10 protein-coding genes and 1 pseudogene are annotated in these 11006 nt (G+C 66.3%); 3 read left to right on the top strand and 8 right to left on the bottom strand.

Translation table 11 applies throughout. From position 1 onward, the window contains the following. Positions 1-9: 9 nt before the first annotated feature. On the bottom strand, positions 10-2802 hold the full coding sequence (locus KS423_RS02865) for a helix-turn-helix domain-containing protein (RefSeq protein WP_224274458.1): 2793 nt from the start codon (positions 2800-2802) through the stop codon (positions 10-12). Between the two features lie 415 nt (positions 2803-3217). On the opposite strand from KS423_RS02865, the gene KS423_RS02860 reads away from it, so the two are divergent. Further along, positions 3218-3529 carry a hypothetical protein gene (locus KS423_RS02860; protein ID WP_224274456.1) on the top strand — a complete coding sequence of 104 codons (312 nt, stop codon included), beginning with the start codon at positions 3218-3220 and terminating at the stop codon, positions 3527-3529. Between the two features lie 540 nt (positions 3530-4069). Here KS423_RS02860 and KS423_RS02855 read toward each other — a convergent pair. Beyond that, positions 4070-4240, bottom strand: coding sequence for a hypothetical protein (locus KS423_RS02855; protein WP_308020126.1), 171 nt, complete (start codon positions 4238-4240; stop codon positions 4070-4072). Between the two features lie 115 nt (positions 4241-4355). After that, complete coding sequence (locus KS423_RS02850) at positions 4356-4670, bottom strand: Scr1 family TA system antitoxin-like transcriptional regulator (protein WP_224274454.1); 315 nt, start codon at positions 4668-4670, stop codon at positions 4356-4358. A gap of 11 nt (positions 4671-4681) precedes the next feature. Here KS423_RS02850 and KS423_RS02845 point away from each other — a divergent pair, with 11 nt between their 5' ends. After that, positions 4682-4828, top strand: coding sequence for a hypothetical protein (locus KS423_RS02845; RefSeq protein WP_224274452.1), 147 nt, complete (start codon positions 4682-4684; stop codon positions 4826-4828). A 12-nt stretch (positions 4829-4840) separates the two neighbouring features. Here the strand turns inward: KS423_RS02845 and KS423_RS02840 are convergent, their stop codons facing one another. The 3 genes from KS423_RS02840 to KS423_RS02830 are packed head-to-tail and all read right to left on the bottom strand — an operon-like array spanning position 4841 to position 8551. Beyond that, positions 4841-6886, bottom strand: a complete 2046-nt coding sequence (locus tag KS423_RS02840; protein WP_224274451.1) for a DNA recombination protein RecN — start codon at positions 6884-6886, stop codon at positions 4841-4843. After that, positions 6883-7473 carry an ABC-three component system middle component 2 gene (locus tag KS423_RS02835; protein ID WP_224274449.1) on the bottom strand — a complete coding sequence of 197 codons (591 nt, stop codon included), beginning with the start codon at positions 7471-7473 and terminating at the stop codon, positions 6883-6885. The genes KS423_RS02840 and KS423_RS02835 overlap by 4 nt, the downstream gene beginning before the upstream one ends. Positions 7474-7510: 37 nt before the next feature. Beyond that, the gene (locus KS423_RS02830; RefSeq protein ID WP_224274448.1) at positions 7511-8551 is read right to left on the bottom strand and encodes a serine/threonine protein kinase; all 1041 of its coding nucleotides are present in this window, start codon (positions 8549-8551) and stop codon (positions 7511-7513) included. Between the two features lie 282 nt (positions 8552-8833). Here KS423_RS02830 and KS423_RS02825 point away from each other — a divergent pair, with 282 nt between their 5' ends. Continuing rightward, on the top strand, positions 8834-9055 hold the full coding sequence (locus tag KS423_RS02825; protein ID WP_374119893.1) for a hypothetical protein: 222 nt from the start codon (positions 8834-8836) through the stop codon (positions 9053-9055). Between the two features lie 256 nt (positions 9056-9311). Here the strand turns inward: KS423_RS02825 and KS423_RS02820 are convergent, their stop codons facing one another. Next, complete coding sequence (locus KS423_RS02820) at positions 9312-10196, bottom strand: hypothetical protein (RefSeq protein ID WP_224274446.1); 885 nt, start codon at positions 10194-10196, stop codon at positions 9312-9314. A gap of 188 nt (positions 10197-10384) precedes the next feature. After that, positions 10385-10788, bottom strand: a pseudogene (locus KS423_RS02815) (phosphotransferase); the annotation flags it as partial. Positions 10789-11006 lie beyond the last annotated feature (218 nt).

Below are 11006 nucleotides of genomic sequence, written 5' to 3'. Positions count from 1 at the left end.
GTCTCCCGTTTACGTCCAAGGAGGCGTAGGCGAGCCATCAGCATCTAGCCCGAACGGCCACCGCAACCTAGCTTCTTCGCTGTCAAGTTCGCCGGAATCCGCAGCTTGCTGGTAGAAGGTCTCAGCGCTCTTCTGATCCCCGGCCTCATCTCGCATGCGTGCTAGGTGAATCAGGATGTCGGGGTCACCGGTGGCTGCGGCCAACTGGTAGTTCCTCTCGGCACCCTTCTCGTCCCCGGCCCATTCCCGTAGCTCTGCCAGTCGGACGAGAGCGCCAGCGTGACCTGAGTCTCCGGCCCGCTGGTACAGGACCTCGGCGCCTTCCCTGTCCCCAGCTCGTTCTCGCGTCCGCGCCACGTTACTCAGAGCGATGGGATTGGCGGCAGCCTGCTGGTAGAGGGCTTCGGCACGGTCGACATCCCCTGCCGCCTTCCTCAGTTCGGCCAGGTGAACCAAGATGGCGGTATCGCCGGTGGCTGCGGCCTGCTGGTAGTACCTCTCAGCGCCCTTCTGGTCCCCGGACCATTCATGCAGGTCTGCCAGTCGGACTAAAGCGTCGGCGTGACCCGAGTCTCCGGCTTGTTGATACAGGGCCTTGGCAGCGTCGATGTCTCCGGCTTCCTCCCTCAGCTGGGCCAAACGTAGTACAGCGTCCGTGTCGCCGGCATTGGCCGCCCGTTCGTATGCCGCCTCAGCGCCCTCGAAGTCCTCGGCATCCTCTTTTAGTTCGGCCAGGTACGTCAGGGCGTGGGCGACGCCAGCACTGGCGGCCCGTTCGTAGGCCGCTTCGGCACCCGTGAGATCTCCGGCATCTTCCTTCAGCTGGGCTAGGTACATCAGAGCATCGGTGTCCCCAGCGTCGGCGACTTGCTGGTAGAGGGCCTCGGAGCCGGATTTGTCGCCTACCTCCTCGCGCATATCTGCCAAACGGGCCATGGCATAGGTGTCACCGGCGTCGGCGGCTCGTTGGTAAAGGGCTTTGACACCCTCCAAGTCCCCGACCTCCTCCTTTAGCTCCACGAGGTTGACTAGAGCGTCGACGCGGCCGGCGTTGGCGGCGCGTTGGTAGAGATCCTCGGCAGCCTCATGGTCTCCAGCGGCTTGCCGTCTCCCCGCTACAAGGAACAAGGCGTCTGCGTCACCCGCGTCTGCGGCTCGCTGGTAGAGAGCCTCGGCACCCTCCGTGTCCCAGGCTTCGCCCCTTTGATCAGCTACGTCAGTAAGGTCACTGGGAGCGCCGACGTCTGCGGCTCTCCGATAGAGGGTTTCGGCGCCGTCCTGGTCTCCAATCTCTTCCCGCATCCGGGCAAGGTGGATCAGGGATTGGGGATGGCCTACTTCGGCGGCTCGGAGCTTGAGATGGTGAGCCCACTGGAGGCGGTGCCTGCGTTCAGCGGCGATCGTGAGGCTGCCGAGATCATCCGGGTGAGATATGTAGGTGTGGGCGGCTGCCCAGAATGATGCAGGTGGGCACAGCCTCAAGCGTGTGGTGCGGCCGTGTTGTTCAAGATAGTCGGCGAGCCGGAATGCTGGTCCTGTCACCGAGGAAGGCGTAGGTACCGATATCGGGTCGCTAGGCAGGCGATGCCTGGGGCGGGCTCCGGTTCGGCGAAGGGGCGCCTGCTTGCCGTGGACAGGGCGCGCAAGGTCCGCGAAGGCCGACTCTGCCCAGTCATCTGTGAGTTCATCGTAATTCTGGTCGCTCAAGTAGTCGACTGCGGCATCAATGAGGAAGGCCTGAGGGATATGGAGGCCCACGCCAAGACGGCGTGCATCCATCGCTGCATGCAGGATGGCCTTGGCAGTTGGTGTGCTGTGCTCGTAGCGGCGTAGCAGTTCGGGGGCACCAGCGAGGTCCTGCGCTATCCGTCCGTGAGTATGAGCTCGGGCGAGGGCATTTGTAAGCAGCTGGTCGCCTTGTTGTGCCAGGACGGCAGCGGTTTGCAGCGCCTCCTGGTCGAAGGCGTCAGGGATGGTGTGCATGCGTCCGGCGAGCAGTTCTCGGACTCGGCTGTACGGGTCCGGGGAACCTGCGGGTGGTACCGCCGCGTACTGGTCGGCGTACTCGGGCCAGAGGGTGCCCAGAACAAGAATCGGTCGAGGTTCGGGATGGATCAGCAGAGAGTGGACGGCGGCTGCGATCCGCTCACCGAACTGAGGGTTGCCGAGGTAGTGCTGGGCCTCGTTGAGCCAGATCACTGTATGCGGCACGACGCGCTTGAGGGCGTCTAGCGCGGCTTCTGCCCGGGTCGGATCGAATGGATGCCACAGTCGCCAGCCGAGGGCCGCGAGAGGCTGAACGGCCTCCCAACAGGCTCTTGTCTTGCCCGTAGAAGATGTTCCGACCAGGACTACCATCTGGCTGTTGCCCTGCGCGGCATCCAGTACGGCCTGGGCGAGGGGCTGGTCGTGACGACGCGAGACGTAGGCCGGTAGCACTCGGCGGGTTACAGACCCAGAACCCAGCCCGGCGGGGTGAACTTCGAGATCGTGAGGGTCCCACTCCATGATTGGTTTGCCTGGCCCGTGGTCACTTACAAGTGCAGGGTCGGACTCTCCTATTGCGGTGCGCCGCAGATCCAGCAGTGGCTGGTCTGGCAGTCGTAGTACGCGAGCCAAGGCGGCGACGGTCTCGGCCGATGGTGCTGGCTTGCCGCTCTGAAATGCCTCCTGAACAGTGGTGCGGCTCAGCCCAGCCTGAGCGGCGAGCTGGGTCTTGGTAAGACCGGCGCGGGCTAGGCCGTCGGCAAGCCTCTGGCGTAGTTCGACGAGCTTCGTCAGCTCGCTCTGTTCGTCTTGCAATCGTCCCGCCTTGGGCTTGATGTGTTCGCCAGTGTTCATCATTGTCCAGCCGAACCCCGGCGGACATCGTTTCCGCGACCTTCGAGTCACGTCAACGCCTCAACTCTGCAAGGAGCTTGCCGTGTCTCGTCTTGTGGCTGTCCTAGCTATCACCGTGCTGGTCGTCCTATCCGCCCTACTGGCTGCCATCATTGCTGGCCTGCTCGCCCGTTTGGACGGCGCCACTCAATCAGCCGCTCTCATGCGTGCCGCCGCCACATTCGCTGCCACGCTCACCCTCGCGGCCGCCCTGACCGGTGCTCTCGCTCAAGTAGTCTCCTGATCCCTTCTCCGGCGCCGTTATCGGGGCCAAAGGGAGAAGTCGGGGCCCGGGCGGATACAGCACCGGGCTCTGCGGCACGCGGATGTGAAGCACGTGCTGCGCACCCCGGACGTGTTCTCCTCGCACCTCGGCGCGACCCAGATCCGGGCCTTGGACACGTCGGCCGACCTGGCCCTCGTCCGCATGATGATGCTCAATCAGGACCCACCCGACCACGCCCGGCTGCGCCGGGTCGTCGCGGCCGCCTTCACCCCGCGGGCGCTGCACGAGTTGGCCACCGCCATCGAGAGCCGCGCCGCCGAACTCGTCGCCGGGATCCGCCCGCTTGGCGAAGCCGACTTCGTGTCGATCGCCGCCGATCTGCCCGTGTGGACGCTGGCCCTGATCCTGGGCATGCCCAAGTAGGACCGGCAGCTGTTGGTTGACTGGTCGAACCGCGTGATCGGCTACCAGGACCCGGACTACGCCCAGTCCGGTACTGCCGACCCGTCCCGGCTCACCGATATGGGACGCGCCGCGTCGACCACTGGCCGACCGTCCTCACCGCCCCTGACGGCCGCCCGCTCAACCCGCGCTCCCGCGCGGCCCTGGCCGACATGTTGGCCTACGCTCACGCGCTCGCCAGACAGCCGCCGCCAGGCAGCATCGTCGCCCGCATGTGGGAAGCCGGCCTGAGTGCCACCGAGTTCGAGACGATGTTTTTCTATTCGCCGTAGTCAAGCGGACACCCGAACATGCCGTCTAACTCATCTGATCTAAAGCGAAGTTGATCATCTTCGTCCAGGCCAGCACGACCCCGCCGCGGTCCCCTCCGGCTACGCCCTCCAGCTGGCGTTGGGCCCGCTGGACTCGCTGGTCGCCTCGATGCGCTGATCGTGTGGACGCCGATGTCGACCAGCGGGCTGGGGCCCAGGCTGAGCTGCTCGCCGCGGCGGGCCATCGCGGTCAGCAGGTAGGCGTAGCCCTGTCCGAGGACGCGGGCGGCCTGACGGAGTCGTACGGGTAGTCGCGCATCAGGAGGCCGATCTGCTGGTCCCACAGATCGGCGGGGACGTGGCCGCGCACGTTCCGTAGCTGGCCGGTGATCGGGTCGGTGGGTGCAACTGCGGTTGCCATGGTTCCTCCGACTGCTGTTGGGGCACCTGGTGTCGCCGGGCGCTGCCCGGCGACCCTGTGGACGCTACGGGCCAACCAGGTTGTGCCTTAACGAAGTTGCGAGAATTTGCGTTCCTTAGTCCAGGTCGCTGATCACGGAGGTGATCAGCGCGCGGGCGGCGCCGCCGTGGACGGCGAGCGAGGCGAAGCGGGCGAACGCCTGGGCGTATAGGGCGAGGTCGGAGGGAGCGGTCACGGTGACCTGCGCCGAAAGCAGCTCCACTCCCGCCGGCCGGTCGTCGAACAGGTTGAAGGTCTCGACCGGCCACATGTGGCGGGCGGCCGTGAACGGGATGATCCCCAGCGACACCGATGGCATCGACATGACTCGAAGCAGGTGCCCGAGCTGTCCGGACATCACCTCATCGTCACCGATTCGGTACCGCAACACGGACGGGCTCGGTGTCGCCGACGACCGCCCAGTACGCCAGCGCCATGCGGCCGGGCAGCCGACGTGAGCGTGAGGGTCACCGGGAGCAGGCCGAGCTCGACGCTCTCCACCGCAACGCTGCCGCCTACGACGACACTCCGATCACCGCCGCCCGCTGACTCGGAGCCCAATCACCGGGCCCGGCGTACGGGCTCTGGTACCGCTTCGGTCTCCGGGCTCTCGGTTTCGTCGTCGATCAGGCCGTACGGCGGGCGATCTTCGCTACGGCTGTAGCGGACCACGACATCATTCTCCACCAGGGGCGGGGGGCTGTTGTCCGCCACGATGAGCTGCGCTCGGGTTCCGCGGTCGGCGAGCCAGGTGCCGAGGTGGTGATAGAAGTCGCTGATGCTGACCGCGTCGGCGATGACCGCGTCGAGTTGACCGCCGTGGCCGAGGTTCTTCTGCGGGCTGTCGATCATGAGGAAGCCCGGGTGGGCTGCTCCGCTCTCGATCGCGATCTCGAACACGGCGAGTTGCCAGGCCAGCGTCAGTAGGGTTCGCGCGCCAGAGGAGGCCTCGTGGTAGGACTCGCCGCGGACGAACGGCGTAAGGTCGTCGGCGATGCGCGGCATGCCGACCTTGGGGTATTGCCACGTCCTGAGCAGGGCTCCGTAGCGAGCGCTGATACGGGTGATGACCGCGTCGCGGTCGCGGGTGGCATCGCCGAGCGCTCGCAGTTCCTCGCGGAGCGCAGCGAGTTGCCCTTCGAGCCGACTCACGGCGGCGGTGCGCTTGGCGAGGCCTTCCTGGAGCTTGGCAGTGCTGCGTGACTGCTCAAGGCGGCGCAGAGCGGATTCCCGTTGCCGGTGCAGGTCGTCTCTGGCCGCGAGGTAGGTCGAGACCGTGGGGGCGGTAGCTTCGTCAAGGGCTGCGGCCGTCTGTTCCTCCACCAAGCGTGCCTGCTCTGACTGCAGCTTCAGACCTGCGAGGGAGCTGTCGAGGTCCTCGATGTAGGCGGTGATCTCCTTGAGGCGGGCCTTGGTGGAGCGAACCTCTGCCGCGACGTCGAGCTGGCCCTCCTCCGGCGCGTTGAGCTCCGCTCCGACACCGAGCGTCAGTTCACCATCGACCGGGTTCAGTTCGTGGCGGCAGAGGCTGCAGTGGCCGTTGACCGCGGCCGGCGGGGTGGGGAGCTGGCTGAGGCAGGCGGGGCAGGTGGTGACGCGGAGCGGGTCGAACAGCTGCTTCGCCTGGGCAAGCATGCCGAGCTTAAGGAGGTCGTCTGCGTACTGGGCGCGCAGGGGCATCATGCGGGCGAGCTGGGTTTCGCGGTCGCGCACCACGGCGTCGGCCCGGCGGTCTTCTCGCGCGGCCTGCTGGTGGCTGCGGCGCAGGCGGGCAGCGAAGTCGGTGGCGGCGCGGGCTTGCTGGTCGATGGCGGCCAGCTGGTTATTGATGGCGGCCAGCTCCTGCTCGACGGGGTGTTGGGCCGTCGGGTTGTTGTCGAGGGCGGTGGGGTCCTGTTCGGCGACGAAGGCCCGGGCCGCGGACAGGTCGCTCTTGGCGTGGTTGAGGCGGGACTCGAGGGCCTGGATGCGGTTGCCAAGCTCGACAGCGCGGTCGTCGTGAACTCCGAAGACGACGTCAACGACCTGGCGCAGTTTGTGCTTGCGCATGCGGTCGTTTTCGAAGAGGAAGTTCTTGTCGGCGACGCGTTCGTTGGGGAGGAAGGCGAGCCACATGAGGTCGCGGAAGCTGAGGGGGTCTGTGCGGGATTCGCGTTGGGTGGGGGCTTCGCGGAGCTGGACGCCTTCGAGATTGCAGTGGCTCAGCAGCAGGGTGGAGAGGCTGTCGGGGGAACCTGGCGGGTCCACTGGCCTGGCCTCGGTGAAGGCCGCGTCCGGGGTGTCGATGGTGCCGCGACGCACGTAGGCGGTCCTGGAGGGTTCTCCGACTGATCGTTCGATGACGTGGGGTTCGCCGGAGAGTTCGACTTCCAGGACGCAGGAGCGGACCTTGCGGAGGACTTCCTGGTGTCTGGGGTGTCGCTTGGCGCCGAGTCCGTACGCGATGAACTCCAGCACGGCGGTCTTGCCGGAGCTGAAGGCGCCAGCCACCACGGAGAGGTTCCGGACGCGGCCCTCGCTGGTGAAGTCGACGTCGTAGGTCCGGTCGATGCCGGCCAGTCGCAGCCGGCGGATGCGGATGCCCTGCGGAGTCTGCACGACGGTCACTCTTCCCAGGGGGTGTGGAGGTCGAAGGAGGGATCCGGTCCGGCACCTAGGATGCCCAGGAGGGCAGCGGCAGGGCCGTCGTGTCCGGCCGGGCGCAGCCACTGTGTGGTCTGTTCTCGCAGGGCCTTGTCGCTGAGCCTGCGCAGGCGACGGACGACGATGCCGGCTGCGGTGCTGAACGCGGTGGCGTAGGTGGCGGTGAAGTGGGTGCTCAGGGTGCGGCCGCTATTGGTGATCGCGTAGCTCAGGGCTTTCTCGTGGTTGCGGACCTCACAGCAGCCGTAGGCGACCAGTAGGGACAGATCGTGCTGGATGCGTTCGCGGCGGCTGGTGAACCGCTGGGAGGAGGAGGCATAGGCAAGGACTTGGGGGTCGAAGCCGGCGAGGCGAAGCCTTCCGGCGTCGCTGTCGTTGGGGGGTACGACGAGAAAGGGGTTGGCGGAGAGGAAGTCGTAGTAGCCGATGCGTTCCAGGCTGGCGCCGTGCACGTCGTGGTCGGTGATGGCGTCGAGGAGCAGGAGGAGTTGTGCGAGTCGGAACTGCACTTCGTCCTCCGGCATGATGACCGGGCGGTGCTGGGTCTGCATGGGCTCGCTCCTCTCGTGTCTGGGTGCTGGCCGGGCGTCAGGCTTCTTGGTGTGCGGCGGCGATCTCACGCCAGTGTTTGACCCAGCCAGCCTTGCGGTTCTCCACGAGGCGGTGGACCAGGCCCCAGGCGTGGACGACTTCCAAGCGGAGGATCTTGGGGAGGCGTTCGTGCTCGCTGCGCACTTCGCGCCAGACCTTCCCTTGGAGGGTGGGGAGGGTGCCGTCGGTGGTGCAGTCGTTGAACTGCATCTCCCATACGCCGTGCAGGGTGGCGTCCGCGGAACTTAGGGCTGCGATCTCGGCGGGGACCGCCTTGTGGGCGATCTCGCGGGCGACGAGGTCGGCGTTGAAGAACTGGCGCTTCGCGGAGTCGAGCTCGACGTGGCCGGCCTCGGCCATCTGACGGACGAAGAGGGCGGAGTCTAGTGCTGTGGCGCTCTCTTCCTCGACTTCGAGTACGAGGCGTAGTTGCTCCTGCTGCGGGGCGGGAGTGAAGGGCTCGTAGTAGGCGCGGCGGACCTCGTCTCCCTCGGGAGTGTGCAGGGCCAGTCGCAGGGCGGTCTCGTCCCACAAGTCAATGACGAGCTCGTGTGCCTTCTCCTGCTGCTTCTTCCAGCGGTCCCACCACTTCGCGGTGGGACCGTCCATGCTGGAGGGGATGCAGAGCACCCACATCTCGACGGTATGCCCATGCGCCTCCGCGGCCTTGAGAACGGATGCGAAGGACTCCCGGATCGTCCGTTGATGACCGGCTGCGGTAACGGGGAAGAAATATTTGGACTGCCATACGGCGATGGCGCCACCAAGGTTGCCGGCGAAGGCGTCGATTCCCCAGTCACCGGGGTTGGCGGCGATCATCCGAACGCCCGGCTTAGTGGCGGCGGCCAGCTCGGCGATCATCGTCTCGAAGTCGTCACGTGCGCCGCCTGCGTTGCCGGTCCGGACATGGTGGACCGCGAAGCTGATCGGTGGGACGCCGGCTGCGACGGCCACCACGTCCTTGGTCACGGCCACCCCCACGATCAGCCAGACGGCACTGAAATAAACCGCCGCAGAAACCGACGGTGCCTGATGCACGACACAAAGTGAGGCCGTGATCGTATCGTCCGGAATTCAACTGATCAAGAGGCGGGTCAGGTCCGCCTGGAGACTCGTCGCCGAACAGTGGCCTCGGATGCTGAGACGACGCGGTGGGGCGCTCGGGGATGTGGGAGGTCAGTGCGGCCAGCCTCTCCCCGGGGCCAGGTCATAATTGGGGAGGGGTCAACTGGGGATTGCTACAGGATCCAGCCAGCCTTGAGTAGGCGATGTCGGTGCCCGCGTGGCGGCGCTGGTGCGCCACCGCAGCCCAGTCAGTAGTTGTTGTGGAGCGCGATCCCGGACCCATGCGCTGCCCTGCGGCCGGACCTGGTCCTGCGGGACTTCGAGCACGACCCGGTGGCTATGGATGCGCGCTGGTGCGGTGACATCACCTATGTCCCGACCGAGGAGGGCTGGCTCTTCCTGGCCACCATCATCGACATCGCCTCCCCGCCGACCATCTGCGGACCGAACTGGTCCCCGACGCCCCGCGAGCCGTAGGCGGCACCCGCCGCCCGACGGGGCCGGTTGTCTTCCACTCCGATCACGGCTGTTCAGCAGCGGAACATATCCAGGACCGCAACAAGGAGAGCTGGCAGCTGCTCTGTTGATGTGCTCGCTCTCTCTGGCCCAAGCGTGCTGATTAACACTCAGTTGGCAACTATGTCAATGCCCTTGAGTCCGGCCGTAGTCAAGCGGACACCGGAACAAGTGGATGAAGGGCCGTCGACTGTGGCCTGGGGGAGACTCTCCCTGGTCACTTGGCCATCGAGCCGACAGGTGCCCTCCCATGCGTGACCCGAGCGGGCAGTCGCCGACAACCGAGAGTGCGTGGGGCCGGGGGCTTGTCGACGTCCCGCACCGGGAACCGGCGGGCTGGAGACTGGGTTGAGAACGAGAACGCCTTCCTCATCGTCGGGGAGAGCACGATGATGTCGGTTACCGGCCGCATCGCATCCCAGTCCGGATCGAGAAGACTCTCCGGGCGGAAGGATCTGTCGAAGATGCGGTGCAGGGAGAATGAGAAGACCTGGTCCAGGACGAAGCACACCGCTCGCCGTTCCTTGCCCTGACTTGCGCCCAGGTCCATTTTCCTCAGGACGTCGCTGCGTCCCTCCTTGGGCCGGAGGAGCTTCCATATCGAGGCGGTCAAGTCGGGGAGGGTCAGGTCGAACCGTCCGCTCGCCATGATGGTGACCATCCCTGGAGGCGTGATGAAGTGCTCATCGTCCACGTAGGCGTAGAACCTGCTGTTCGTGAGGTGGCCTGTTGTACGGATGCCGGCGTGTTCCATATCCCGGACGAAGTCGATGATCGTCTGGCGTTGGACGGTGGGCACGGAGGCGGGAATGTTGATGAACCAGGGCAAGGTCAGCCCTACCGAGGCGGCCTCCACGTTGTCTCCGCCTGGGTGCGCCTTCGTCCATGACGCGAAGTTGCGCAGCAGTTCCGAGTTGACCATCGACACGACTTCGAGCGCGGTGTTGTCGCCCACGAAGTCGTACCGCCCGTTGTGCGGATTGAGATCACCGGGGGCCAGGTGCATCGAGCCGCAGCCGAAGCATCGGTCGTACGGTTCCAGAGGACCAAAGAGGCGCCGCCCGACCCAGAATGCCGAGCGTTCGGAGAGCAGCTTCTGCATGATCACACGGTACTGGGACAGTAGGGGGTGTCCGGAGAAGCTGAGGGGGCACCGGCAAGCTCTGGATGGGATTTCGGACCGATTCACCCCAAACCGCCGACTTACTGGTCGTTTCAGAATGCGGTCCGGAGTTGTCGGGTCTGGGTGGCCGAAGGGGGACGTGGGCCCGATGGGATGCTGAACGTGGCCGACGAAAGCGAGTTCGCCGGGGCCCGGCTGTGCAGGTCGGCGTGGAGCCACCGGGCCGAGCCGGGCTGGCGCGGGCGCGGCGACGGCATCCTCCCAGACCGCGCGGACGGCCTCTGGGCCCTGTATCAGCCCGAACTCGCCGGCCCTGGCGAGGTGCTCGGCGAACCCCTCGGCGGAGTCGGCCAGCGGACCGCCACGGCTGCGGCCGGTGAGTGCCCCGGCGGGCGCGGGGTCGGTGAAGTGCCGTCAGGAAGCCGGCCAGGCGTTCGGCCGCGTCGCCGGCCCGGCTGACGGGGGCGCGGTCAGCGGGGGCACCCCGGGCCCAGGTGGTGGCGATCCACGGCCGGGGGAACCGCTCGGACGGCTCCCCGAAGCGCTGCGGGACGGGCACCGGCAGGGGCACCTGCCAGGCCCTAGACGAGTTACAGACTGACGCCCATGTTCACGATCCTTGCGGCAGCAGGGGAGGACCGCCCTGTTGTCATAGGAGGGAGCTAGGGCCTGTGTGATGTTGTGATCAATCAATGGTCAGCAGGAGATCATCGATCCAGATCATCGAGGCGCGGAGGTGAAGGCCGGCGAGGTAGCTTTCCGGGCTCTTGTCATACCGGGTCGCGATGC

Source organism: Streptomyces sp. LS1784, from assembly GCF_020103755.1.
Taxonomy (GTDB): domain Bacteria; phylum Actinomycetota; class Actinomycetes; order Streptomycetales; family Streptomycetaceae; genus Kitasatospora.
Note: the sequence above shows the minus strand (reverse complement) of the source record. Positions and strands in the feature narration are given on the sequence as shown.